The 26088-nt window shown below is 58.5% G+C and carries 26 protein-coding genes; 15 read left to right on the plus strand and 11 right to left on the minus strand.

The window, feature by feature from the left end:
- Nucleotides 1-3: 3 nt before the first annotated feature.
- A complete protein-coding gene (locus tag B30_RS12940) occupies nt 4-537 on the minus strand; it encodes a winged helix DNA-binding protein (RefSeq protein ID WP_009572544.1) in 534 nt (177 codons plus the stop codon).
- A gap of 127 nt (nt 538-664) precedes the next feature.
- Here B30_RS12940 and B30_RS12945 point away from each other — a divergent pair, with 127 nt between their 5' ends.
- On the plus strand, nt 665-1753 hold the full coding sequence (locus tag B30_RS12945; protein WP_009572545.1) for an LLM class flavin-dependent oxidoreductase: 1089 nt from the start codon (nt 665-667) through the stop codon (nt 1751-1753).
- Nucleotides 1754-1817: 64 nt separating this feature from the next.
- Here the strand turns inward: B30_RS12945 and B30_RS12950 are convergent, their stop codons facing one another.
- The 3 genes from B30_RS12950 to B30_RS12960 all read right to left on the minus strand — a co-directional run bounded on the left by B30_RS12950 (nt 1818) and on the right by B30_RS12960 (nt 3955).
- Nucleotides 1818-2627, minus strand: a complete 810-nt coding sequence (locus B30_RS12950) for an SDR family NAD(P)-dependent oxidoreductase (protein ID WP_009572546.1) — start codon at nt 2625-2627, stop codon at nt 1818-1820.
- On the minus strand, nt 2624-3466 hold the full coding sequence (locus B30_RS12955; protein ID WP_009572547.1) for a fumarylacetoacetate hydrolase family protein: 843 nt from the start codon (nt 3464-3466) through the stop codon (nt 2624-2626). Before B30_RS12955 ends, B30_RS12950 begins: the two co-directional genes overlap by 4 nt.
- 63 nt (nt 3467-3529) lie before the next feature.
- Nucleotides 3530-3955: a cupin domain-containing protein gene (locus B30_RS12960; RefSeq protein ID WP_009572548.1), complete on the minus strand. Its 426-nt coding sequence runs from the start codon at nt 3953-3955 to the stop codon at nt 3530-3532.
- A 568-nt stretch (nt 3956-4523) separates the two neighbouring features.
- Here B30_RS12960 and B30_RS12965 point away from each other — a divergent pair.
- The 11 genes from B30_RS12965 to B30_RS13015 all read left to right on the plus strand — a co-directional run bounded on the left by B30_RS12965 (nt 4524) and on the right by B30_RS13015 (nt 17945).
- Nucleotides 4524-5318: a cyclase family protein gene (locus tag B30_RS12965; RefSeq protein ID WP_009572549.1), complete on the plus strand. Its 795-nt coding sequence runs from the start codon at nt 4524-4526 to the stop codon at nt 5316-5318.
- Nucleotides 5319-5333: 15 nt separating this feature from the next.
- Nucleotides 5334-6899: a phytoene desaturase family protein gene (locus B30_RS12970; RefSeq protein ID WP_009572550.1), complete on the plus strand. Its 1566-nt coding sequence runs from the start codon at nt 5334-5336 to the stop codon at nt 6897-6899.
- The gene (locus B30_RS12975; protein WP_009572551.1) at nt 6896-7342 is read left to right on the plus strand and encodes a MarR family winged helix-turn-helix transcriptional regulator; all 447 of its coding nucleotides are present in this window, start codon (nt 6896-6898) and stop codon (nt 7340-7342) included. Before B30_RS12970 ends, B30_RS12975 begins: the two co-directional genes overlap by 4 nt.
- Before the next feature lie 11 nt (nt 7343-7353).
- A complete protein-coding gene (locus B30_RS12980; RefSeq protein ID WP_009572552.1) occupies nt 7354-9498 on the plus strand; it encodes a thiamine pyrophosphate-dependent enzyme in 2145 nt (714 codons plus the stop codon).
- A gap of 11 nt (nt 9499-9509) precedes the next feature.
- Nucleotides 9510-11060 (plus strand): indolepyruvate oxidoreductase subunit beta family protein, encoded by a 1551-nt coding sequence (locus B30_RS12985; RefSeq protein WP_009572553.1) that lies wholly within the window; start codon nt 9510-9512, stop codon nt 11058-11060.
- A gap of 3 nt (nt 11061-11063) precedes the next feature.
- On the plus strand, nt 11064-12608 hold the full coding sequence (locus tag B30_RS12990; protein ID WP_009572554.1) for a phytoene desaturase family protein: 1545 nt from the start codon (nt 11064-11066) through the stop codon (nt 12606-12608).
- A 129-nt stretch (nt 12609-12737) separates the two neighbouring features.
- A complete protein-coding gene (locus B30_RS12995) occupies nt 12738-14276 on the plus strand; it encodes an ABC transporter substrate-binding protein (RefSeq protein ID WP_009572555.1) in 1539 nt (512 codons plus the stop codon).
- A 67-nt stretch (nt 14277-14343) separates the two neighbouring features.
- Entirely contained in the window at nt 14344-15351 is a 1008-nt protein-coding gene (locus tag B30_RS13000) for an ABC transporter permease (protein ID WP_009572557.1), read from the plus strand.
- Nucleotides 15344-16207 (plus strand): ABC transporter permease, encoded by an 864-nt coding sequence (locus B30_RS13005; protein WP_009572559.1) that lies wholly within the window; start codon nt 15344-15346, stop codon nt 16205-16207. Before B30_RS13000 ends, B30_RS13005 begins: the two co-directional genes overlap by 8 nt.
- Before the next feature lie 2 nt (nt 16208-16209).
- The gene (locus B30_RS13010; RefSeq protein WP_100220110.1) at nt 16210-17103 is read left to right on the plus strand and encodes an ABC transporter ATP-binding protein; all 894 of its coding nucleotides are present in this window, start codon (nt 16210-16212) and stop codon (nt 17101-17103) included.
- Nucleotides 17100-17945, plus strand: coding sequence for an ABC transporter ATP-binding protein (locus tag B30_RS13015; protein WP_009572562.1), 846 nt, complete (start codon nt 17100-17102; stop codon nt 17943-17945). The genes B30_RS13010 and B30_RS13015 overlap by 4 nt, the downstream gene beginning before the upstream one ends.
- A 4-nt stretch (nt 17946-17949) precedes the next feature.
- On the opposite strand, the gene B30_RS13020 is transcribed toward B30_RS13015, so the two are convergent.
- Entirely contained in the window at nt 17950-18957 is a 1008-nt protein-coding gene (locus B30_RS13020; protein ID WP_009572564.1) for an AraC family transcriptional regulator, read from the minus strand.
- A gap of 164 nt (nt 18958-19121) precedes the next feature.
- Here B30_RS13020 and B30_RS13025 point away from each other — a divergent pair, with 164 nt between their 5' ends.
- The 3 genes from B30_RS13025 to B30_RS13035 are packed head-to-tail and all read left to right on the plus strand — an operon-like array spanning nt 19122 to nt 21662.
- Nucleotides 19122-19898 carry an SDR family oxidoreductase gene (locus tag B30_RS13025; RefSeq protein WP_009572565.1) on the plus strand — a complete coding sequence of 259 codons (777 nt, stop codon included), beginning with the start codon at nt 19122-19124 and terminating at the stop codon, nt 19896-19898.
- Between the two features lie 29 nt (nt 19899-19927).
- Nucleotides 19928-21169, plus strand: coding sequence for a styrene monooxygenase/indole monooxygenase family protein (locus B30_RS13030; RefSeq protein WP_009572566.1), 1242 nt, complete (start codon nt 19928-19930; stop codon nt 21167-21169).
- Nucleotide 21170: 1 nt separating this feature from the next.
- Complete coding sequence (locus B30_RS13035; protein ID WP_009572567.1) at nt 21171-21662, plus strand: flavin reductase family protein; 492 nt, start codon at nt 21171-21173, stop codon at nt 21660-21662.
- Nucleotides 21663-21720: 58 nt separating this feature from the next.
- Here B30_RS13035 and B30_RS22665 read toward each other — a convergent pair whose 3' ends face one another.
- From B30_RS22665 to B30_RS13060, 6 genes are all read right to left on the minus strand, one after another.
- The gene (locus tag B30_RS22665; RefSeq protein WP_157789813.1) at nt 21721-21840 is read right to left on the minus strand and encodes a helix-turn-helix domain-containing protein; all 120 of its coding nucleotides are present in this window, start codon (nt 21838-21840) and stop codon (nt 21721-21723) included.
- A gap of 50 nt (nt 21841-21890) precedes the next feature.
- The gene (locus B30_RS13040; protein ID WP_232616923.1) at nt 21891-22871 is read right to left on the minus strand and encodes a nucleotidyltransferase family protein; all 981 of its coding nucleotides are present in this window, start codon (nt 22869-22871) and stop codon (nt 21891-21893) included.
- A gap of 186 nt (nt 22872-23057) precedes the next feature.
- The gene (gene thiD, locus B30_RS13045) at nt 23058-23819 is read right to left on the minus strand and encodes a bifunctional hydroxymethylpyrimidine kinase/phosphomethylpyrimidine kinase (RefSeq protein WP_009572569.1); all 762 of its coding nucleotides are present in this window, start codon (nt 23817-23819) and stop codon (nt 23058-23060) included.
- Nucleotides 23816-24727, minus strand: coding sequence for a HesA/MoeB/ThiF family protein (locus B30_RS13050; protein WP_009572570.1), 912 nt, complete (start codon nt 24725-24727; stop codon nt 23816-23818). Before B30_RS13050 ends, thiD begins: the two co-directional genes overlap by 4 nt.
- Nucleotides 24724-25329, minus strand: a complete 606-nt coding sequence (locus B30_RS13055; protein WP_009572571.1) for a thiamine phosphate synthase — start codon at nt 25327-25329, stop codon at nt 24724-24726. The genes B30_RS13050 and B30_RS13055 overlap by 4 nt, the downstream gene beginning before the upstream one ends.
- Nucleotides 25326-26087 carry a thiazole synthase gene (locus B30_RS13060; RefSeq protein ID WP_009572572.1) on the minus strand — a complete coding sequence of 254 codons (762 nt, stop codon included), beginning with the start codon at nt 26085-26087 and terminating at the stop codon, nt 25326-25328. The genes B30_RS13055 and B30_RS13060 overlap by 4 nt, the downstream gene beginning before the upstream one ends.
- Nucleotide 26088 lies beyond the last annotated feature (1 nt).

Genomic DNA, 26088 nt, shown 5'->3' on the forward strand with positions numbered 1-26088 from the left:
TAATCAGCGCCTATGTGTCGCGATCACGCGAGAGGCCTCTTCATAGAGTCCCGAAAGAATGTTGAGCGTCCGCACCGCGTCTTTCATCCGCGCGGTGAATTCCGGCAATTCAGCAATCTCTGAAATCAACTGACTGCGGCGTATCTCTGCGTATCTATCAGTGATCTCACGCCCCTGATCCGTGGCCGCGTAGGTGACCCCTGTCCGACTTGATCCATGTTTGGACACGAGCCCGTCAGAAACCATTTTCCGTATAGAATACTGAATGTTAGGAATGTCGTCCCGGTTCATGAGGCGGGCGATTTCTTTGATCGTTTTGGCGCGATCATTCATGCGGATCACATGGAGCAGCGCGTTGTCCGGGCCACTGGCAACATAGCCCGAAGAGGCGACCAGACACTCAGATTGCCAGCGGCCAAAGCTTTCGAATGTGCGCATCAAGGCGAATTCAAATTCCGTCGCCGCGACCTCTGGCTCATCGGCGGCAAGGTGCCATGTGAAGTCAATGTTTTTTGGCGCGGCCTTCTTTTCCGACATGTGCGGACCTCCGGTTTCAGCTTCGGTTTAAACATGTTTTCACAGCAAAATTATCTTGACTCAACGTCTTTTTTAAATGAATTTTTAAATCAAAAATCTATTCAAAAACCAACATGGAGAACCGCACATGACCAAGAATAAAATGTTTCAAAAGGACGGGTTCAAACTCGGCACCTTCTCATCCAACTGCTCCTCTGGGATGACGGTCAGCAAAGCGCCGGAACGCTGGGTGAACAGCTGGGAGAACAATCTCAAGCTCGGCAAGATGCTTGACGAGGCCGGGATGGATTTCATTTTGCCGATTGCCCGCTGGATCGGCTATGGCGGCGAAACCGATTTCCACGGCAGCGTGTTGGAGACGGTGACCTGGGCCACGGCACTTTTGGCCAACACCAAAGACATCTCAGTCTTCGCCACCATTCACACAGCGGCCAATCACCCCGTTGTCGTCGCCAAACAAATCGCCACGATGGATCAAATCGGTGCGGGCCGCGCGGGCCTCAACATTGTCGCGGGCTGGAACAAACCGGAATATGAGGCGCTTGGGCTCACACTGCCCGATGATCATGAGTCCCGCTATGGCTACGCTCAGGAATGGTTCGACATCGTTCAAAAACTATGGACCAGCCACGACCATTTTGATTGGGACGGCGCGGCCTTTACCCTCAAAGGCGTCAAGGGGGATCCTTGGCCCATCGAAGGGAGTGTTCCGATTCTCAACGCCGCTGGCTCCGGTTTGGGGCGCGAATTTGCCACCCAAAACGCCAATTACCTGTTCACCCCGGCCATTGATCTGACCCGCTCCGTCGATGAGATCAAAGAGCTCAAGCAAAAGGCAACGGACAAGGGTCGCGATGTGGGCGTGCTGACGTTCAGCCATGTGATTTGCCGCCCCACCGAAGAAGAGGCACGCGCCTATCACGACAAGATCATGAGCGAAATCGACTGGCCCGCCGTCGACAATCTGGTGAATCTTCAGTTCGCCCACGCGCAGTCTTTCCCGCATGATTTGCTGGCACAAATCCGCGATGTGATGGCGCTTGGCCACGGTGGTTTCCCGTTGATCGGGACCCCGCGCCAAGTGGCCGATGGCATCATCAAATTGCATGACACTGGCTTTGCGGGCACCACCCTGTCCTTTGTCGACTACGTTGAGGAATTCCCCTATTTCCGCGATGAAGTGCTGCCGCTTCTCGCCGAAGCTGGCATTCGCTAACGCAAAAGCAAAGCCCCCGATCTCTGAGAGACCGGGGGCTTTTGTCTTGTCGAAACAGGCAGGATTAAAGCAGGCCGGTTTCCTTGGCGACACGGCGATACGCGGCCCCGGCGGTAAAACCGCCGTCGATCACAAAGTCCTCTCCGGTGATGAAAGCCGACCCCTCGGAGGCGAGAAACAGCACCAATTGGGCAACCTCGTCGGCCTCACCGGAGCGGTGCATCGGCGTCAGGTTGATCATCGGTGCAAGGTGCGGCGAGCTGCGATTCAGGTCCGTTACAATCAGCCCCGGACAGATGGCATTGACCCGAATGCCCATGTCCGCGAACTCCATCGCTGCCGTACGTGTCAGGCCCCGGAGCGCCCATTTTGACGACGTATAGGCGGGGTCGTAATGCCCGGAAAAGCCACTGTTGGACGAAATATTGATGATGCTGCCGCCCCCCGTTTCGGCCATGAATGGCGCCGCATGTTTGAGACCGATGAACGCGCCAGTGGCATTCACATCCATCACTTTACGCCATTCATCCACGGACATATCCCGGATGATTTTGCGATTGATGATCCCGGCGTTGTTCACAAGGATATCAAGCCGCCCGGTCCAATCCCGCACAAGATCCAAGGCCGCGCACCATGCCGTTTCCGAGGTCACATCGAGTGTCGCGAAGCGCACATTATGCCCCGCATCACCCAGGCGCGCCGCCAGAGCCACACCGTCCTCTTCCAGCACATCACACAATAGCACAGAGGCCCCAGCCGTGGCCAAAAGCTCGGCCTCGATCGCGCCTTGCCCGCGTGCGGCGCCGGTTACAATCGCGGTTTTGCCCGACAAGTCCGTCAGGGCATTTTTGACCGTCTCGAAATTGATACTCATGCTTGCACCATCCGTTGGCGTTGTTCCCCAAGCCCGTCCGCGCCGAGTGTGACCACTTGTCCGGCACGCAAGAAAGTCGGCGGCTTCATCCCTAAGCCGACGCCGGGAGGGGTGCCGGTTGCAATGATGTCGCCCGGCTCCAGCGTCATGAATTGCGAGATGTAATGGACCAGATGTGCCACCCCAAAGATCATCGTCTTGGTGTTGCCGGTCTGACGACGTTCACCATCCACATCGAGCCAAAGATCAATGTTCTGAATGTCGTCAAATTCGTCTTTCGTGACCATCCATGGGCCGACAGGCCCAAAGGTGTCGTGGCTTTTGCCCTTGACCCATTGCCCGCCGCGCTCGGATTGAAAGGCCCGTTCAGAGACGTCATTGACCAAAGTGTAGCCTGCAACATAATCCAACGCCTCGGCTTCCGAGACGTATTTTGCGCGTGAGCCGATGACGATGCCCAATTCGACCTCCCAATCGGTCTTTTCGGACGCGCGCGGAATTTCGACATCATCATTTGGACCGCAAATCGCGTTCGAGGCCTTGGCAAACAGGATCGGTTCAGTCGGGGGTTCTTTGCCCGTTTCCTTGGCGTGATCGGCGTAGTTAAGGCCGACACAGAGAAATTTACCCGGTCGTGCGATCGCTGACCCGAGGCGCGGCGCCCCCTCAACCACGGGCAAACCCGTCAGATCAAGAGCTGCAAGTCTGGCGAGGCTCTCGGGTGACAGGCTCTCGCCATTAATGTCTGCGACAACACCGGAGAGGTCGCGCATTTGGCCCTCGGCATCCAGACATGCGGGGCGTTCCGAGCCGATCGGCCCATAGCGAAGAAGCTTCATAAAGCATCCTTTCATAGGACGTCTCCGGGGCATGACCCGCCGGAGACGACAAGGGGATGAATGTTACGCGCGACGATAGCCTTCGAGGGCTTCGTCGGGCACATCAGGAAGGTTTGTGACGAGATTGTCCGGCGTCCGACAGGTCAGCCAAACAAGTTCCTCGGTGGTGCTCATGTTGACTTCGACATGCGGCATGTAGGGCGGCACAAACACGAAATCGCCCTCATACATATCAAGATATTCTTTGTAGTCTTCGCCAAAATAGATGCGACCATGACCTTTCAGGACATAGCCCCCGGTTTCGCATTCTTCATGGTGATGCGGCGGCGAGCGATGACCGGGTTCATTGCTGACCCGCCCAAACCAGATTTTGGTGGCGGGTGTGTGCTGTGGGCTCACACCCGATTTGCGAACGCATTCACCGGATTGCAATGTGCTGTCATCCAGTTCGGTGGAACGCGTGACGACGGGAACAACTTTGTCGGCCATGGATAGTCCTCCTCTCAAATTGGGCGGGTGCATCGCACCCTTGGACGCAACAGTTGCATATGATGTTTTAGGCTTCAAGTAAATCTTTGCGCGTGGGATATGACGTTCAAAGACCTAAGGCGGGCATCGGCGCCCATAGACAAGAGGCCAGGCAGCGGGCGAGGCGCCGGAACTTATTTGCCCTAAATCCAAGGTCATTGCACAGAGAGACAGTTCTATGCCCGGAGCGCCCTTCTGTTTGATTCTACTCAAATCACTCTAAATACCCGTATTTTTTTGTTTGTTTAAATTTTAATCAGTGGTTTACCCCACCACAGTCGCGACAAACCTTCTCAACCGATCCCGTTGGAATGCGCTCAAAACTCTGTTTGTTTTCATGCAGTTTTCGACATCTTCAGCGTGCGATCAAAACAAATCACAGCCTTTTCAGGACAGGATTCCACACGCGCCCCCTCGGCGATACGAAAGATTTTTATCTCAAAATAAACTTTGTACTTGAAGAAAACTTATATATGCACTTGCATATTAATAATCAAAAAGCACACTTCACCTCAACAGGGAGTCCCATATGTCCACCCAGGAAACACTTGCAAACGTCGCAGCTGGTCTGCTGAACGGGTCCATCAAAGTCGTTGATTGCACCGCCCCGCTCGGCCCAGATACGCCGCTGTTGAAACTGCCGCCTGAATTCGCCGACGACACACCCAAAATTGAGATTCACAAAATCTCCGAATACGGTGACCGCGGTCCGTTTTGGGCTTGGAATTGGCTGAAACTCGGCGAACATTCTGGCACCCATTACGACGCACCGCATCACTGGATCACCGGCAAGGATTTTCCCGACGGCTCCGTCGACACCATCAATCCGCAAAACTTCGTCGCTCCGGCCAATGTGATTGATTGCTCCCAAGAGGCCGCCGAAAATCCCGATTTCCTTTTGACCGTCGCGCATGTGAAGGCGTGGGAAGCCGAGCATGGTGGGATCAAAGAAGGCGAATGGGTGCTGATGCGCACCGATTGGGATCAGTACAACACGGATGAGGATAAGTACCTCAACGCAGATGAAAACGGCCCACATACGCCTGGCCCGACGGCGGAGCTCATCACCTATCTGATGGAAGAGAAAAAGGCGCTTGGCTGGGGTACTCAGTGCATCGGCACCGACGCAGGCGCCGCAGGTGGCTTTGAAATTCCGTTCCCGGCGCACAATCTGCTGCACAAACACAACCGCTATGGCCTTGCCTCTTTGACCAACCTGAAGGAGCTGCCCGCCAAAGGCGCGATCCTTGTCACGGCACCGCTCAAGATCGTCAAAGGCACCGGCTCGCCGATCCGGGCGCTTGCGCTCATCCCTGCCGTCTGATCGGGAGACATATCCATGACCGCATCCACAGACATTGCTATCATCGGGACCGGGATCAACGCTTTGGTCGCAGGAGCCCTGTTGGCCAAATCGGGAAAACGTGTCGCGATGTTTGAACGCGAAGCGGTGGCCGGCGGCTGTATGCGGTCCGAAACCTTGGCGGAGGGGGTCACCTACGATCCCCTTGCCACAACATTCGTGCTTTGGGTGACGGGTGCTGCCCATGGCGCGCTCGGGGCCGATCTGGCACGGCATGGGGTTGAATTTTGTGCCACAGACACCCCAACCGGCGTGCTTTTGCCCGATGGTCGGGCGTTGACCTATAAAATGGACCGTGCCGCCAATATGGCCGCTTTTGATGCCATTCACAGCGGCGACGGCGCACAGCTTGGTGCGGATCTTGCGGCTTTTGGTGCCGATGCCGAACTGCTGTTTGGTCTGATGGGGGGCGATCCTTGGTCGAAATCCACCGCAAAGCTGCTGGGCAAGGAAGCCTGGAAACGCAAGCCGCATGGGCTTGCCGCCACCATGGGCGGTGCGTTGCAATCCATGCGCGGTTGGTTGGAAACCTCTTTTGAGGATGAGTTGACGCGGGCGCTTTGGGCACCGTGGTGCCTGCATGCGGGGCTTGGTCCTGAGGCGGCATTTTCCGGCCAAATGGGTCAGGTGATCGGCTTTGCCCTGGAGGCGGCAGGCGCGCCCATCGTGAAAGGCGGCGCGGCCAATATGGTGCGCGGGCTGATCGCGATCATCGAGGAAAACGGCGGTACCGTGCGCACCTCTGCTGAAGTGTCCGAAATTTTGGTGTCAAATGGCAAAGCGACCGGCCTCAAATTATCAAACGGCGAAACGATCAGGGCGGGCAAACTGCTTGCCTCCGTCACGCCGCATCAACTCTATGGCAGGCTCGCCCCCTCCCCCAAACACAGCGACAACCTACGCAAATACAAATACGGCAAAGGCAACTTCCAACTTCACTACCTACTCAACGGCCCAGTGAAATGGACCACGCCGGGGCTTGAAACCGTCCAGCTTTTGCACATCACTCCCGGCCTTGATGCCGTGTCAAAAGCGGGCAACGAAGCCGAGCGCGGGATGTTGCCGGATGTACCAACGATCTGTGTGGGCCAACCCACCGCCGCCGATCCCAGCCGCGCCCCAGAGGGTCAAACCCTGCTCTGGCTGCAACTGCCCGAGGCGCCGCGCACCGTCAAAGGCGATGCGCGCGGCGAGATCACCGTGCCCGCCGACGGGCAATGGACGCAGGCGCTGCGCGAAGCCTATGCCGACCGCGTTGAGGCCATCCTCAGCCACCATATTGATGGGTTCAAAGATCAAATTGTCACCCGCCGCGCGATCTCTCCGGCGGATTTGGAAAGCTACAACATGAACCTTGTTGGTGGCGATCCCTATGGCGGCGCCTGTGCCCTCGATCAGTTTTTCCTCTGGCGGCCCTTTGCCAACACTCTGCGTCACGACACCGGCATCAAAAACCTCTATCATATCGGCGCGTCCACCCATCCGGGGCCCGGCCTCTCCGGTGGCTCAGGCTTTCTGACAGCCAAGGAGCTCGGCGCATGATGGATCGTCCCGAAGATCTCGAAGAATTCACACCATACCTGATGAACCGGATCATGGCGCGCTACAACAAAGGGGTTGAAGCCACGCTCAAAGAGGTGGGCGTCTCCGTGGCTCAAATGCGCGCCCTCGTCGTTTTGTTCGATGGCGGCCCCTGCACGATCGGCGAATTGTCAGTGCTGACCGTGATCAAACAATCCACCCTCTCGCGCACACTCGATACAATGGAAAAGGCCGGCCTGATCCGTCGCGAAGGACAAGACGGTGACAGCCGTGTGCGCAAAATCAGCCTCACCGATGCCGGGCGCACCGCCTATGAAACTGCTTGGCCAGCCATGCTTGGCATGCGCGACACCATGCTTGCCGCTCTCACACAAGACGAACGCGCGCAGCTCAACAAGATGCTTTTGCGGGTGTTCTATGACATCCGCCATCACGATTTTTAAAGGAGACCCCCATGGCCGAAAGATCATTTGCCAAGGAAGTCCAAAAACTCAAACAAGGTGAGGGCGACACCTTTGCCGGTGAAGGCATCTTGGCCATCACCAAGGCGCTTTTGGAAAACGGCGTCGGCTATGTCGGGGGCTATCAAGGCTCGCCGATTTCCCACCTCATGGATGTGTTGGCGGATGCCGAAGAGATCCTCAGCGAGCTTGGGGTGCATTTCGAGGCCTCCGCCAGCGAGGCCACCGCCACGGCCATGCTCGCGGCCTCGGTCCATTATCCGATCCGTGGTGCCGTGACCTATAAATCCGTCGTCGGCACCAATGTCGCCTCGGACGCCCTGTCCAACCTTGCGTCGGGGGGCGTCACGGGCGGCGCATTGATCATTGTGGGCGAAGATTACGGCGAAGGCTCGTCGATCATGCAGGAACGCACCTATGCGTTCGCGATGAAATCTCAGGTCTGGATGTTGGACCCGCGCCCCAACCTGCCCGCCATTGTCAAAGCGGTCGGGGATGGCTTTGAGCTGTCCGAAGTGTCGAACACCCCTGTGATGTTACAGGTCGGCATCCGCTCGTGTCACGTCCACGGTCATTTCGAGGCGCGTGACAACAAACGCCCGCCGGTGACCGTCTCTGATGCGCTCGAAAACCCGGCGCGCAAACTGGACCGTATCGTATTGCCGCCCGCGACCTATCTGCACGAAGAAGAAAAGCTGACCAAACGCCTGCCAGCCGCGCAAAAATTCATTCTGGATCGCGAGATCAACGAACGGTTCGGCGCACCGGGCAGCAAGGTGGGTCTGATCCTTCAAGGTGGCACTTATAATACCGTGATCCGGGCGCTCAACCGTCTGGGACTGGCCGATCTCTATGGCGACACCGAGATGGATATGTTGGTGCTCAATTGCGTCTATCCTCTCGTTGACAGTCAAATCATGGCCTTCTGCGAGGGCAAGGATGCGGTCTTGATCATTGAGGAAGGTCAACCCAACTACATCGAACAACAGATCGCGCATATGCTCTACAAAGCCGGCAAGACGGTCAAACTCGAAGGCAAGGGCATGTTGCCGATGGGTGGGGAGTACACCGGGCAAGTCATGGTCGACGGCCTTGGCACATTCCTGTCCGACCATGCGCCTGACATGCTGCCAGTGGCCAAACTGGCCTCCAACGAAGACCCGATCGCGATCCCTGATCTTTCCAAGGTGCTGCCTGCCCGCCCACCAGGGTTCTGCACGGGTTGCCCGGAACGTCCAATCTTTGCCGCCACCAAATTGGTCGAAGAAGAGCTTGGCGAACATCACATCTCCTCTGACATCGGCTGTCACCTGTTTTCCATCATGCCGCCGTTTGATCTTGGGGCGACAACGATGGGCTATGGCCTTGGCCCTGCCTCCGCCGCGGCCTTTCACAATGAGAACAAAAAGGGCCGTCGCTCGATTTCCTTCGTCGGCGATGGCGGGTTCTGGCACAACGGCCTGACCAGCTCGGTCGGCAACGCCGTGTTCAACAAATCCGACAATGTCATCGTCATTGTCGACAATTTCTACTCGGCGGCGACAGGCGGTCAGGACATCCTGTCCTCGCGCGCCACGAACAAAACCAAACAGACCCAAAACTCCATCGTTGAGGCCTGCAAAGGCATGGGCGTCAAATGGATCCGTCAGATTGATCGCACCTATGATGTGACAAAAGTACGCGACACGTTGAAAGAGGCGCTGACCACCGAGGAAGAGGGTCCGAAGGTGATCGTCGCCTCCTCCGAATGTATGCTCAACAAACAACGCCGGGTGAAACCCGAACTGGCAAAGGCCGCCAAAGAGGGAAAACGCGTCGTGCGCCCACGCTTTGGCGTCGACGAGGATATTTGCACCGGCGATCACGCCTGCATGCGCCTGTCGGGCTGTCCGTCCCTCTCGGTCAAGGACACCGGCGACCCCCTGCGCGATGATCCGGTGGCCGCGATTGATCAAACCTGCGTCGGCTGTGGCAACTGTGGTGAGGTGGCGGATGCTGCCGTGCTCTGCCCCTCCTTCTTTCAGGCCGAAATCGTGTCGAATCCAAGTGCTGGCGAAAAACGCCGCGCCCGCCGCAGCCAAAAAATCATCTCTTGGCTGCAAAGCCGTCGCGACGCGAAACGCGTGGCTTTTGCCTAAGGAACCGCTCCATGAACATACAAGCAAACCCGATTGTCGCCCGCCGGTCTCCCGGCCCTGACGGAGAGAAAGTCATCACACTGGCGGCGCTCGCGGTCGGCGGTCAAGGCGGTGGTGTGCTCACCAACTGGATCGTGGCCGTGGCCGAAGCCAATGGCTATCGCGCCCAATCCACCTCGGTCGCGGGCGTGGCCCAGCGGACGGGCGCGACCATTTATTATGTCGAAATGTGCCGCGACACCGGCCGCGCGCCGGTGTTTTCCTTGTCCCCCTCGATCGGGGATGTCGACATTCTCATCGCGTCGGAGTTGATGGAAGGCGGACGGGCGATTATGCGCGGCTTTGTGACGCCGGGTCGCACCACGTTGATCACCTCCACCCACCGCATCGCCGCCGTGTCGGAAAAAATCAATCCCGGCGATGGCCGCGTGGATGGCACAGACGTGGTCGAAGCCATGGGCATCGCGGCGGATCATGTCGTCGCCTTTGATATGGAAAGCGTGGCGAAAAAAGCCGGGTCAGTGATTTCGTCATCCCTGCTTGGCGCGCTGGCGGGATCAGGTGCCCTGCCGTTTCCCCGCGACAGTTTTGAAGACGTGATCCGTGGCTCAGGCCGCGGTGTTGAGGCGAGTTTGCGAGCGTTTGGCGAGGCCTACGAGATTGCAAAAGGCACCAAACCTGCGCCGCTCCCCGAAGAGATCGCAGCGCCCATCGTGCCGGTTTTGCATGTTCCGCAAAAGCTCGCCACCAAATGGGCGGCCCTTGAGGCCCGCGTTGCGGCCTTGCCGGATGCGGTCAAGGACATGACCGCTCTGGGTTTGAAAAAAGTCGTGGACTACCAAGATGTTGCCTATGGTTCCGACTATCTTGATATGGTCGAAAAGATGGTCGCGCTGGATGCCGCGCCGTTTGATCTCAGCATGAATGCTGCCAAATATTGCGCCCGCGCTTTGTGCTATGATGATCTGTTGCGGGTTGCGGATATCAAAACACGGGCATCACGGTTTGAGCGTGTCAAAGACGAAGTTGTCGTCAAAGACGATCAAGTCCTCATGCTCACCGAATATTTCCACCCGCGTTTTGAGGAATTCGCCACGACCTTACCCAAATCCATCGGGAAGTGGCTACAAAGACGCAAAGGCATTGAAGCGTTTTACACCAAGCATTTCGACAAAGGGCGACGTATTCGCACCGATAGTTTGCGTGGATTTATGATGCTCTGGGTGGTGTCGTCCCTGCGGCCGATCCGCCGCAAATTGCTGCGTCACGAAGGTGAAATGGCGCATATGGCCGCGTGGTTCAACACCGCGATGGACGTGGCCAAAACGGACCCGGCGCTCGCCTCCGAAGTGTTGGCCAATTATCGCCTGATCAAGGGCTATTCCGACACCCATGCCCGTGGTCTGTCGAAATTTGCACGCGTGATGGGCGCGCTTGATCTCTTGAAGGGTCGCAATGATGCCGCCGATTGGATGCGTCGTCTGCGTGTCGCCGCTCTCGACGATGTCAAGGGCGACAAACTCGATGGGGCTTTGGCCACTGTCAAAAGCTTTGCGGGGTAAGGGATGAGCACGCCGATCGTCATCATTGGGGCCGGGATCAACGGCCTTGTCGCGGCGGCCGATCTGGCTGCAAGGGGCAAAAAAGTTCGTGTTTTCGAGCGCGCGCCAACCCCCGGCGGCGCTGTGCGTACCGAAGAGTTGACCCTCCCCGGCTTTCGTCACGATGTCGCGGCGATGAACCTGTCGATGTTTGCGGGTTCGGCCTTTATGGCCCAGCATGGGGAGGAAATGGCGCGGCACGGAATGGGGTTTGTCCCCATCTCGCGCCCCTTTGCACAGGCTATGGAGCCGGGCGATTATGTCGGCGTGTCCACGGATGTGGAGGAGACGCTGGCCACCTTCGCCTCCGAGGCTGACAAGGCGACATGGCGCGAGCTGATGGCGGCGTTTCCCGTCCGCGCTGGTGTGGTCGGGGGGCTGCTTGGCACCCCGATGCAACGCTGGCCCCTGCTCAAATTCGTCTGGAAAATCTGGCGGTCTCTGGGAACGGCGAAAACTCTTGAGGTGGCGCAATTTCTGATGAGTTCGCCGCGCGCGTGGTTGGAAGACACCTTTGAAGACCCGCGCCTGCGCACCGCGCTATCGACATGGGGGATGCATCTCGATTTCGCGCCCGACATTGCCGGAGGCGCGATTTTCCCCTATCTCGAAGCGATGGGGGGTCAGGCCATGGGCATGGTGATTGGCAAGGGCGGTGCAGATGTCGCCACCCGCGCGCTGGTCGCCATGATCAAGGCGCACGGCGGCACCGTCGAATGCAACGCCGATGTGACAGAGATCGCGCACACAAACGGCAGGGCCACAGGCGTTGTCGTGAATGGCAAAAAGGTCGAAGCCTCAACCATTTTGGCAGGTCTGGCCCCCAAACACCTGTTGCGCCTTACGGGCGGCACACAGGATGTGCGGTTTGACACTGGTCTCGAAAAATTCCGCCATGCGCCCGGAACAATGATGATCCATCTTGCCTTGGATGCGCCTGTGCCATGGGCGGCAGAGGCGCTTGGCACTTTCGCATATGTCCATATCGGGCGCAGCATCGACACCGCTGCGCGCACTTATGCTCAAGCGCTTGCCGGGCTTTTGCCCGACACGCCGCTTCTTGTTGTTGGCCAACCGACAGTGTTCGATCCCGCTCGTGCCCCGGATGGAAAGCACACGCTTTGGGTTCAGGTCCGGGTGGTCCCGGCCGAGATCAAAGGCGATGCAAAAGGCGAAATTACTTCACGAAATTGGGAAGATGCAAAGAGTCTGATGGCGGAACGCGCGCTGGATTTGATCGAAGAGCAAGCCCCCGGTTTTCGCGCCACCATCTGCGCACAGTCGCTTGTCTCGCCGCTCGATCTCGAGGCGGAAAACCCCAATCTTGTTGGCGGCGACCAAATCTGTGGCTCTCATCACCTGAGCCAGAATTTTCTTTTCCGCCCTGTGCGCGGCTTTGCCGACGGGCACACGCCGATAGAAGGGCTGCACCTGATTGGAGCAGCCGCCTGGCCGGGGGCCGGGACCGGTGCCGGATCGGGATTTTTTGCGGCGCAAATGATCAAGTGACAGACAAATCGACATCAATGTCGTTTGAGCCTTAAGTTTATGCTTTAACTTTAAACTTTATATGCTCAAACTATCACCAGAAACAGAGCCCGACAAATGGGCCACCTTCAATCAACGGGAGCTTCGCATATGACTGCAAAGACACAACTGACACGGCGCGGATTTATCGGCGCATCGGCGGCCCTGACCGCTTTGATCGCAACGGGAGCACCTGTTTTGGCACAGAGTGCCGACAGCCTGACCATCGCCTATAATATTCCGGTGCAGAGCTGGGACCCAACTACAGGCCCGGCGGCGGTGAACCCCGCGCTGCAATCCATTTACCTCGCCGTGTTCGACCGCTTCATCGACCAAGCCCCTGACCTGTCGTTTGGCCCCGGCCTTTTGACCGAGTGGGGATTCAACGACGACAAAACCAAAATCACCATGACCGTCCGCGAGGGCGTCAAATGGCACAACGGCGATGATTTCACCCCCGAAGATGTGGTGTGGTCCCTGACCCGCGCGGCCAATCCCGCGACCGGAAACCCGATGCAATTCGTCTGGTCGAAAATTGGGAACTTTTCCGTTGAGGGCAATGTGATCACTGGCGATGTGTTCAGCTTTGAGCCCGCACTGTTCAAATGGATGGCCTTCCTCACGGCCTTTGTCCTGCCAAAGAAATATTACGAAGAGGTCGGATCAGACGGGTTTGAAAAGGCACCAATCGGCACTGGCCCCTATATGGTCGACGCTTATGAACAGGGCGCCTATGTGCGGCTCAAAGCCTTTGCGGATTATTGGGGCGGCGCACCAGAGTTTGACACCGTGACCATCAAATTCGTCACCGATGCCGCCTCGCGTGTGGCAGAAATTGAATCGGGCAATGTCGATGTGACCTCGAACATGCCCTATGAGGAATACGACCGCCTGATCGCCAAAGACGGCCTGTCCGGTGTGGCTGTGCCGATCACCGATATTGGTATGATTTTTCTGAACGACATCGACGTGATGTTGGATAAGAACGTCCGCCTTGCTGCCCATCACGCGATTGACAAACAACTCATCATTGATCGTCTGTTGCGCGGGTATGGTGTGGCCCTATCCACCCTCGAAGTGCCCGGTTACGCCGCCTATGACGACAGCATCGTGGTGGAATACGACCCCGAAAAATCCAAAGAGCTTTTGGCCGCGTCCGGCTATTCCACCGACAATCCGGTGACCTTCACGATCCAAACCACACGCGGGTTCAAACCCAAGGATTACGAGATGATCCAAGCGATTGTTGGGATGTGGCGCAAGGTCGGGATCAACGCCGAGATTGAGGTCTATGAGATCGCCAAGCACTATGAGTTGCGCGCCTCTGATACCTTGGCCCCGGCGGCGTTTTACAACTGGGGGAACTCGATCGGCGACCCCTCGACCTCCACAGGGTTCTCAATGTTCGGCCCTTCGCCCCATGCGGTTTGGGACAGCCCCGATCTGGTTGAAAAAATTGGGCCGCTCTTTGTCGAACCCGATGAAGACAAACGGATTCAGGGCTATAAAGACGTGTCGCGCTACATCGCTGAAGAGGGCTATGTCATCCCGATTTTGCAATATGTGATGCCCATCGTTTATGCGTCCACGGTGAATGTGGTGCCCTACACATCCGGCGATTTGCTACCCCAAGCCATGACCAAAGCCTGAACCCCATCAGGCCAAGCACCCGGTCCGCATAGCCTGCGGCCCGGGCCCTAATTCATGTGAGAACCCCATGCTCCTGAAAACCGTCTTTGTGCGGCTGTTGACGACTGCGATTACGCTGTTTGGCGTGGCTATTGTGGTCTTTGTCCTTGTCCGTGTTGCGCCCGGAAACCCGATTGCAATGATGCTGCCACCCGGTGCGACGGAGAAAGACATTGCCGCCCTCAACGCGGTCTATGGCTTTGACAAAAGCCTGGCCGAACAATTCATCATTTGGCTTGGCGGCGTCTTGCACGGCGATTTTGGCACCTCGATCACCCTGCGCCAACCCGTGGCCGAGCTTGTGCTGGGCCGATTGCCCGCGACACTCGAACTCTCCAGTATCGCGCTTTTGCTCGCAGTGGCGCTTGGTGGCTGTGTTGCCGTCATCGGGGCGCGCAAACGTGGGACAGGGACAGAAGTTGGGCTTGATCTGACAAGCGGCGCGGTTTTGTCGGTGCCGGATTTTCTTTGGGGTCTGATCTTTGTTTTGGTGTTTGGTGTGCTCTGGCCGGTCCTGTCAATCTCAGGTCGGGTCGACCCCCGCATCGACATTGATTTCACAACGAACTTCTACATTTTCGAAGGGTTGCTGCGAGGGCGGCTGGATGTCGTTGGCTCAACCTTATCGCATATGCTCATGCCTGCGATGTCGCTGGCGCTGCCCTTGGCCGCGATGATCGCGCAACTGTTGAAACAGAACCTCAAAGAGGCGTTGACGCAGGATTACACGACGCTGGCGCGGGTGCGCGGCTTTTCCGAGACCGCGGTGATCTTGCGCGAAGCGCTGCGCAATGCCGCTTTGCCAACCTTGGCGCTTGTGGGGGTTCAGTTCACCTTTCTCATCGGCGGCACCGTGATTGTCGAACGCCTGTTCGCCTTTGAGGGGCTTGGCAACATGGCCATTGATGCCGTGATCAACCGGGATCTTCCGCTCATCCAAGGCATCGTGCTGCTCTTTGCGGCGCTCTTTACCGTGATCAACCTTTTGGTCGATCTCTCTTACACATTCCTGAACCCGAGGTTGCGCCATGGCTGATGTCTCCACGAATTCCCCCCGGCTGATCCTCACCGATACCAATTTTCGGTTGTGGTTGCCGCTGTTCTGGATCGGCTTGATTGCGGCGGCGGCTCTGTTTGCGCCACTGATCGCGCCGCAAGACCCGTTGGCACAAGATCTGATGATGGAACGTCTTCCGCCGTTTTTCATGGAGGGCAGCGAGCCCGGATATTGGCTCGGCACCGACAGCCTTGGCCGCGATGTCCTATCACGCATCATTTACGGCGCGCGCATTGCCCTTTTCGTCAGTCTGATTGCCGCCACGACCACCGGGATTTTTGGCTCTGCGCTCGGCCTGATTGCGGGCTATTATGGCGGTTGGGCCGACCGGGTGATTTCTCGGCTGGTCGACATTTGGATGGCATTCCCGCCGGTCCTGTTTGCCGTGCTTTTGGTGGCCGTGATGGGCACCGGGCTTGGCTCCGTCATCGCCGCAATTGCGCTGATTGACTGGACCCGGTTCGCGCGGGTGATCCGGGCCGAAACCATGGTTCAGGCCCGTATGGATTATGTCGATAGCGCCCGGATTGGCGGTGCTCGCCGCGCCGCCACCTTGGTCAGTGAAATCTTGCCCAATGTGATGCCCTCGATCATCGCGCTTTTGATGTTGGAAATGGGCATCGCGGTGATTGTCGAAGCGATCCTGAGCTTTGTGAACCTGTCGATCTCCTCGGATGATCCCACCTGGGGGTCGATGATCGCCGAAGGGCGAGGCGCCATCCATTTTGCATGGTGGGTGCTTTTGTTCCCGCTGATCGCCCTTTTCATGACCGTTCTGAGTTTCTCAACGCTTGGCGAAGGTCTTAAGCAACACTTCGATCCGGTGCTCAAATGACCATGACCACAGCTCACGCCCACACGCTTGACATCATCAACCTCAACATCGCCCTGCCCCGAGGCCAACGGCTTTTGCGCAATGTGTCGCTGCAATTGGAACCCGGCGAGGTGCGTGCCCTTGTCGGAGAAAGTGGGGCCGGAAAGTCGATGATTGGCAAGGCCGTTCTTGGCATTCTTCCCCATAGGATCAAAAGGACCGAGGGTGAAATTCTCTTGGAGGGGGCGCATCTCAATGCGATGACCCCGGCCACCCGCCGCAGCACCGTGGCCAAAATGTCCGCCCTCATTCCACAAGACCCGCTGACCGCTCTCAATCCGGTGCGTAAAATCGGGCCACAGATCACCGATCCCTTGACCCGAATTCACGGTTGGAGCCATCAGCGCGCGCTTGCCCGTGCCCGCGAGCTTTTGGATCGGGTGCATATTCGCGCGCCTGACCGGGTGATGCACAGTTATCCGCATGAGCTGTCCGGTGGGATGCGCCAGCGGATTTTGATCGCCGCCGCCTTTGCGCCCTCCCCGCGCTTGATCGTGGCTGATGAACCCACCACGGCGCTGGATGTGACCGTACAAAAGCAAATCCTGCGTCTCATTCGAGAACTGCAACGGGAAACTGGCACCGCCGTTTTGTTTGTCACCCATGACATGGGCGTGGTCGCCAAGATCAGCCAAAAAGTCACCGTGCTCTTTGCCGGGCGTGTGATCGAGGACGCCGCAACACGGACCGTTTTTGAAAACCCCGCGCATCCCTACACACAGGCCCTCATCGCCGCGACGCCGACACCAAACGTCAGCGCCGAGCCGTTTCAACCGGTGCCTGCGGCACTGATCACCGAATTGCACCGCGAAACACTGGCCGCAGATGCCCTTTATGCTCAGAGAGGTCGCCGATGAACCAGATGACGCACCCCACGCCCCCTGCCCTTTTTTCCATCCGCGATCTGCGCCTGTCTTTCGCGGATCGCGCCCACAAACCCCTGTTTGGTCCGGCTCCGCGTGTCGAGGTTCTCAAAGGTCTTAGCCTTGACATCCCAGAGGGGCGTATCACGGGGATTGTGGGCGAAAGTGGATCGGGAAAGTCGACCTTTGGGCGCATTCTGGTGCGCTTGTTGGCCCCCGAGTCTGGTCAGGTTCTGTTTGACGGAAAGGACATTGGCGCATTGGACGAAGCCGCACTGCGACCGCTGCGCCGAGACCTTCAAATGATTTTCCAAGACCCGATGTCCTCGCTCAACCCGCGCCACAGGGTGTGGCGCATCATCGCCCAACCGATGAAACGCTATGGCCGGGGTGGGGACCGGGCGGCTGCGATCACAGCCTTGGAAAAGGTCGGCCTGTCCGCGCAATTTGCAGATCGCTATCCGCATGAACTGTCCGGCGGACAACGGCAACGTGTCGGCATTGCGCGGGCAATCGCCTTGGAGCCGCGGTTCATTTTGGCCGATGAAATCGTCTCTGGCCTCGATGTGTCCAGCCAAGCACAGGTGTTGTCTCTCTTGGCCGATCTGGCGCGGGATATGGGGCTCACCTTGGCCTTTATCAGCCATGATTTATCCGTGATCCGCCATCTGTGCGACACGGTCGTGGTCTTGCACCACGGGGAAATCGTGGATCAGGGCCCGGTCGAGGACGTGTTTGAGCATCCGCAATCCGCAATCACCAAAAGCCTGCTGTCCGCGATCCCGCGCCCGGAGATGGACGAAAGCTGGTGGGACGACATGTCTGAACCCGCCTGAGTGACTACGGACGTTTGGCCGCACGCAGTGTTTCAATCGGCGTGCAGCCAAATTTTCGACGGTAATGCTCGGAGAACCGACCAAGATGAAAGAACCCAAGCGCCATGGCCACCGTCGTGACGCTTGTATCCAGCTTGGGGTTCGACAAATCTTCCCACGCCTGTTCCAGCCGAAGATCGCGTAAAACCGTCATCGGGGCGCGGCCATATCGCGTCCGGCACATGCTTTGCAGGGTCCGAACACTGGTCCCCGCAGATTGGGCGATGTCTTCAATCATAATGGGATTTTGCAGGTTTTCTCGCATGAACTCTTCGGCACGGCGGAGGATACGTGGGACGGGCCCAGACGCTCCACTCACCGCTGGGCCAAGATTATGGGCCTGCGTTTGTAACACCCCGATCATCAACGTGCGCTCAAGCTGACGTGCCAAAAGCGTGTCTCCGTCGACCAGATTGGTCCCTCGTTCTGCCTCACGCATCACAAAGTCTAAGACGCTCATAAAGGCACGGCCTTCGCCGCCGCGCATGTCATTGGCACCGTCAAAATGAAGCGTCTGACCAGAGGGCAAACCAAACTCGGCCCGCGCCGCATCGAGCAAGGCGGCCTTCTCAATCTGCACCTGCACTTGCACGCAGTCTTCGCTCCAGATCATGCAGGTCTGTGCATCCGGGTTGAGCACGCCGCCAAACCCGCCACCGATCTCATGTCGGTTCGGGCCATTGGCCACCGACGCCGAGCCACGGATCGGAACCTGAAACAGATAAAACCGCTCAAGCTCGCCCGGTGCAATCAGGGTCTTTGCCCCATAGGTCATGACATTGATGGACAGGGACCGCCCCGCAAGACGGTTGTGCCGCGCGGCAAGGCGACCGGACCCGATGGTTTCCAAACGATGATCGCAATACACCCGCGCCACGCAGTCGCGGGTTTCATCCAAATCGTCACTCGAAAACAGCGGATGCGCCCCCAGAGGCAAGCCCTCCGTTGCTGGCTGTCCATCGAAACGAGTCATGCGCCTCCCCTGATATGGTCATTTAGGACGTCTGTGCGGCAGTCTATTTTAGGCCTAAAGTATATTTTTTCGCAATATGGACTCTGTCCGCGCGATCAGGATAGCGCGTTCCCCCCCACTCTCCGCAAGCTTTCTTTTATAAAACCAACAACAGGGAGCACAAAATGCGTGGACTGAAAGACAAAGTCGCAATCATTCCCGGTGGTGCCACGAAAATTGGCGTTGCCGTGGTTGACGCGTTTAAATCGTACGGCGTCAAGGTGGTCGTGGCCGATATTGACGCGGAAAATGGAGAGACGCTCAAGGGAGATGGCGTGCATTTTATCCGCGCGGATTTGCGCTCGGATGCCGATATCGACGCCCTCGTCAAAGGCACTGTCGACACATATGGCCGGATTGATTTTCTCGTCAACGTGGCGGCCACATATCTGGACAACGGGGCTGAAAGCACACGCACCGAATGGCTCGAAGCTTTGGATGTGAACCTTGTTGGGTCGGTGATGCTGATGCAAGCCGCCCGCGAACAGCTTGCGCAAAACAAAGGAGCCATTGTCAATTTTGGCTCCATCTCGGCCCGCGTTGCCCAAACGGGCCGCTGGCTTTATCCCGTGTCCAAGGCGGCGATCCTGCAATTGACCCGCAATCAGGCAATGGATCTGGCCCCCGATGGCATCCGCGTCAACGCGGTGTCCCCCGGCTGGACCTGGTCCAACATCATGGACAATCTCACCGGCGGCGACCGCGCGAAAACCGACAAGGTTGGGGCCGACTATCATTTGTTTGATCGCGTTGGAGACCCGGAAGAGGTGGCGAATGCCATCATGTTCCTGTGCTCAGACGAGGCCGGATTCATCACCGGCACCGATATCCGCGTCGATGGCGGCTACACCACCATGGGACCAGAGGGAAAAACCCCGGCCATCCCGCGCCTCATCGACTGACGCACAGCAAAACCAACAGGAGAGACACTATGAAACGCATCACAATCGTCGGCGGCGGTCAGTCCGGCCTGCAACTTGGCATTGGCCTTTTGCAAAAGGGCTATGACGTGAAAATGATCCAAGATCGCACCGCAGGTGAGATCGCCAACGGGCGCGTGACCTCATCGCAATGTCAGTTCGACGCCGCCCTCACGTTGGAGCGCGATCTTGGCATCAACTTTTGGGAAGACGACTGCCCGCCCGTGGAAGGCATTTCCTTTTCCGTCCCCAATCCCGAAGGGCCGGGCAAGGTCATCGAATGGTCCTCGCGTCTGGATCAAAAGGCCCAATCCATCGACCAAAGGGTGAAAATGCCACGTTGGCTTGCGGAGTTCGAACGTTTGGGCGGCAAGTTGATCATCACGCAGGCCGACATCCCGATGCTCGAAGTCGAAGCAAAATCCGCCGATTTGGTGATTGTCGCCTCTGGCAAAGGCGACATCGGCAAGCTGTTTGAACGGGATGCGGAGCGGTCGCCCTTTGACGCGCCACAACGCGCGCTGGCGCTGACTTATGTGCATGGCATGACGCCCCGCGACAATTTTTCGGCCGTCAGTTTCAACCTCATTCCCGGTGTCGGCGAATATTTCGTATTTCCCGCGCTGACCAAGTCTGGTCCCTGCGAAATCATGGTGTTTGAAGGCGTGCCGGGGGGGCCGATGGATTGCTGGCGCAATGTCAAAACCCCCGCTGAACATCTTGCCCAATCGAAGGACATTCTCAGCACGTTCTTGCCTTGGGAAGCGGATCGGTGCCGCAACATCGAGCTCACGGACGAAGACGGTATCCTTGCCGGGCGGTTCCCGCCGACCGTACGCAAACCTGTGGGTACGCTGCCCTCTGGGGCGCTGGTTTTGGGGATGGGCGATGCGGTCTGTCTCAACGATCCGATCACGGGTCAGGGCGCGAACAACGCCGCCAAGGCGGCTGGTGTTTACCTGGATGCGATCTTGCGCCATGGCGAACAGCATGGCGATCATCCCTTTGACGCCGCTTGGATGCAGGCCACGTTTGAGCGGTTTTGGCAGTATGCCCAATGGGTTGTGCGTTGGACCAATATGATGCTGTTGCCACCGCCGCCTTTCGTGCTGGACATCATGGGCTCGGCGCAGGTGCTGCCGGGACTGGCGCATCGCATCGCCAATGGGTTTGATGACCCACGCGATTTCTTCCCGTGGTTTGCCGATCCGACCGCCGCGCAAGAGTATCTTACAAGCCTGCAGGCGGCGTGACATGACCATCGACACAGCAACCTTTCGCGCCACAATGGGGCTGTTTCCGGGGGCCGTGACCTTGATCACAACCGGAACCGGCGAGATGCGGCGCGGCATCACTGCCACGGCGGTCTGTTCGGTCAGCGATGCCCCGCCAAGCCTTTTGGTTTGTGTCAACAACCGGACTGGCACCTGTTCGGAAATCACCCGCTCCGGTCGTTTTAGCGTGCACCTGTTGGCCCAACACCAAAGTGATGTCGCCATGACCTTTGCCGGGGCAAATGGGCACAGCGGGATTGCCAAGTTCGACCTTGGCGACTGGCAAGAGTGCCCGCGCGGATTGCCGCGTCTGCCGGGAGCGCTCGCCAGCCTGTCTTGTGATGTGTTGACCGAAACAGACTCCGGCACCCATCGGATTTTCATCGGCCGCATCGAAGATGTCGTTCAGACCGCAGGAGACCCTTTGATCTACGCAGGGGCCCAGTTTCATCGGCTGCAAAAAGTCGCCTGACGTCACAAACATAAAGAGGCCAACCCGAAGGCTGGCCTCTTTGGATCCCGCAAAACTTTTAGACCTCGGAAGAGGACGGCTTGCGAATGTGGTATTGCTTCATCTCGCGATAAAACGTCGGGCGAGAAATCCCCAGAACCGCCGCAACCCGCGTCAGGTTGCCGTTCTCCGAAATCATCGTTTGGTGCCAACCCGCCCAATCCAACACATATCAGCGGACTTAGGGGTCTATCCCGCCTCGCACGCCATCAGGATGTCGCGTGTGACGGGCATACGTTCCAACGTCCGTGCGATCCTCTCACGCCATTTGGGACCGCGCGCCAGTGCGTCCTCATAGGCATCCCAAATGTCGGAAGGACGATCCTCGGACATGGTCTCAATAAGGAACGCCGCCTGCTGACGGTCTTTTTCTGCCTTGAGGGACTGAGGCCCGTCACGACGACGGTCTGCCACGATCAGTTTGTGGATGGCGAATTTCTCGGGCCGCGGAATCTGCACAAGAATCCCATCACGATAGAGCGCAACCACATGGATCGGGTCCGAAATCAGGTAATTCAGGTGATGCAGCGCCCGCGCCTTGACGCCCAGAGCGGGGAGATCGCGAATGCCTTCGGCGGCATCAAAGGACGGGGTGAGAAATTCAATCATCATCCCCGTCTTGCCGCTCTGTCGCCACCGCCAGACACTGTCACGATCAAGGCCCTGAACAGGATCGAATTTGAGCGCCGAAAAGGTCTGGGCCAGCGATGGTTCGACCGCGTCTTGCAAGGCAACCGACAGGCGTTCGAATTGCGCGATGTCTATATCCCCGGTGTTGGCCACGCTGCCAAGGGGAAGAGTGGCGCCAAGCTCTCCCTCCATCAGACGAAAGGCATTTGTCCCGATCAGGGTGCCACCCAGCCGGAATGTGCCGACCTTTGCCATGGCGAGCAGCAACCCGCCCGTTCCGCGATCGACCGGGGTCATACCCTCGGCGCGCAGCAGACGCGCAAGCCGCGCGCGTTCCAGCTTGCGCTCTGCGGCCCGTTCGCGAAGCTCATTCATGCGGTCCACACGAGTGCGCGTCTCGGCGCTGTCCGGCCCGATATACCAGAACTTGACAGAGGTGCCGATTTTTTCGGCCGCGTACCAATAAACCTTGCCACCGCGCTCCTTGGTAACAAGCGAGCCACGCACATTCGCGACCATATCGTCTTTCAGAAGACGCAAGAGATCACTATAGGCAGACCGTGCCACTGAACTTAGATTTGCCACTTTGGCCCCCGCTGTCACATGCACGGTAAACTTATATCTTTCGGTTTGCCGTGACAATCGGTAAACCAATTTATTTACGCTTACCGATCAGGTCTTCTTCCGTCCCGGAACTGTCCGAAACATTCAGATGCGCTTTGATCATCAGGGGCGGACGGTAAGTTTTTCACCCAGATCAAGCGCTTCTTGGGCGACCAACAGGGCATCATGGACATGGTGTTTTGCGGCGGTCACCGCATCAACAAGACTGGCACCCTGTGCCAGATGCACCGCGATGGCACTGGCCAATCGGCACCCGGTCCCTCTGAGCGTGGCATCAATCCGGGGCGCCGTGAAGGCCACACATGGGACACCTAGGCGATACAGGTGATCGACGCTGACGGGGCCTTCCGCATGCCCCCCCTTGACCAGAACCGCCCCACATCCCCGTTGCAAAAGCCGCTCGACACAGGCGCTATGATCGCCCTCCGGGACGCCAAGGCGGCGCGCCAAAGCGGCCAGTTCCGGCACGTTCGGTGTCAACAGGTCGACCTTTGGCAACAGCCGGTCCAATAAGGCCGTGACACCAAGATCATCCAGCAACATGTGACCGGAACTGGACATCAGCACCGGGTCCAAAACGCACGGGGCGCGGGGCACAGCAGCGGCGACCGCCTCGACGATCCCTGCCCTGCCCAGCATGCCAATTTTGACCGCGCTCACCGGACCGGCGATGGCGATTTGATCCGTCACAACCTTGGGTGGGACGGCGTGCACGGCGGTGACGGCGCGGTCGCTTTGGGCGGTCACCGCGGTGACGGCAACGCGCGCGGTGCCGTTTAGGGCGTGCACCGTCGCACTGTCGCGCAACACCCCTGCCCCGCCGCTTGAATCCAGACCCCCAATGCAGAGAACAACCCCACTCACATTCCGTCTCCAACGATGGCAACCCGGTGATGCCCAAGCGCGGCACACCGTTTGGCCGCCCGCCACGCCCGTAGACCTGATTTGCAAATGAAAACCACGCGCTGTCCCGGCGTGGGTTGTGGGTCGGCTGTGGCGGTGGTCCGCAGGTCGATGACCAAATCCTCCGGGGAGATATGCGCGGGGGCCAAAATTTCCGGCACCACATCCGGTTCTGGCGCGCCATCAAAGCGAAACCCGCTCACATGCCACTGCGCCAGATCGAGCGACAAAAGCTGGCCCAAAGGCGAAGGCTTTAGCCCCAACAGAACCGACAATGCCATCTGCGCCTGAAGCGCGCCGAGCATCGCAACGACCGGTCCCATCACGCCGGTGTCTGAACAGCTCCCAAGCCGCGAGGGCAGATCGGGAAACACCGCGCGCAGACTGGGCGCGCCGCCGCAAAACCCGCCAACATAGCCCTGACGCGCCAACACCGAGGCGCTGATCAACGGGCGTTCAACCGCGAGACAAAGATCGGAGAGCGCATAGCTGGTGGCAAAACTGTCCGCGGCATCGACGATCACATCGGCCTGCGCCATGAGGTCGGGGGCATTGCCCGGATCAAGCCGGGTGACATGGGCAATGAAACGCCCGTCGGGGTTGAGCGCGCTGAGACTCTGCGCGGCAACTTCGGCTTTGGGTTGGGCCAAATCAGACATCCGAAACAGGGTCTGACGGTGCAGGTTGCTTTCCTCCACATGATCGGGGTCTACGATGTCGATCCGCCCGACCCCCGCCCCGGCCAAAAGCGGCAAAACGGTGGAGCCAAGCCCGCCCGCCCCCACCACCAAAACCCGCGCAGCGGCCAACCGGGCCTGCCCGACCGCGCCGATTTCGGGCAGGATTTCCTGCCGTGCATAGCGGTTCATCGCCAAGCCTCCGTGGCCCTGATCCAGTCGCAACAGCGCGTTTCGGGATCAGCCGCCTGTGCGATATCCGTCACCACCGCGGCACTGTCCGCCCCGGCGGCAAACAGCCCCGGCAATCGTTCGGTCGTCAGCCCGCCGATCCCGACCAGCGGCACGTCACCCGCCGCGCGTTTCCACTTGGTCACACGTTCCAGCCCTTGCGGACCCCATGGCATTTTTTTGAGGAGCGTCGGATAGACCGGGCCAAGCGCGACATAGGCCGGATCACACGACAGGGCGCGCTCCAGTTCCGCCTCATCATGGGTGGACAGGCCAACGGCGATGCCCGCACGACGCAGGGCGGCAAAATCCGCGCTGTCCATATCCTCTTGACCCAGATGGACAAAGGAACAATTGAGATCAAGCGCCGCTTGCCAGTGATCGTTGACCACAAGCTGGGCGCGATGCACGGCGCAAAAGTCGCGGGCACGGCGGATTTGACGATGGATTTCCGCCTCCGCCTGGTCTTTGATCCTGAGTTGAACGAGGCGGACCCCATGGGGGACGAGCAATTCGATCTGACTGACATGGCCGACGATTAGGTAAAACGGATCAAGTTTCATGCCAACAACTCCGCCATGCCAAACACCGGCGTGGACGCATGGGCCATGTCGCGCGCGGGCATCAAACCCGCCTCTCGCGCCAAACGTCCCGCCGTGATTGCGTCCGAAAAGGCCCGCGCCATCGCCACCGGGTCAAGCGCCTTGGCCACGGCGGTGTTCAACAGCACCGCGTCAAAGCCCATTTCCATCGCCTGCATGGCCTGAGACGGCGCGCCGATCCCGGCGTCGATCACCAAAGGCACCTGTGGAAAATGCGCCCGCATGGCACGCAGCCCACCGATGTTGCGCAGCCCCTGCCCTGACCCAATCGGCGCACCCCATGGCATCAACACGCGACACCCGGCCTCGATCAGCTTCTCCCCCACGATCAGATCTTCGGTCGTGTAGGGAAAGACATCGAACCCATCCGCACATAAAATGCGTGCGGCCTCAACCAGAGCAAAGGGATCGGGCTGCAACGTGTCGGCATGGCCGATCACTTCGAGCTTGATCCAAGGCGTGCCAAACAGCTCGCGCGCCATATGGGCGGTGGTCACGGCCTCGCGGACCGTATGGCACCCTGCAGTGTTGGGCAAAATCCGGCAGCCGCTGTCCTGAAGAATATCACGGAATCCGCTGCCCCCCGGCCCTTCGCGGCGCAACGAGACGGTGATGACCTCCGCGTCAGAGGCCGAAATGGCCGCACGCAGCACCTCGGGCGAAGGGTATTGTGCCGTGCCGAGCATCAAACGGGTGTTGAGGTCTATGCCATAAAACATT

It is taken from the genome of Celeribacter baekdonensis B30, from assembly GCF_000299875.1.
GTDB classification, from domain to species: domain Bacteria; phylum Pseudomonadota; class Alphaproteobacteria; order Rhodobacterales; family Rhodobacteraceae; genus Celeribacter; species Celeribacter baekdonensis_A.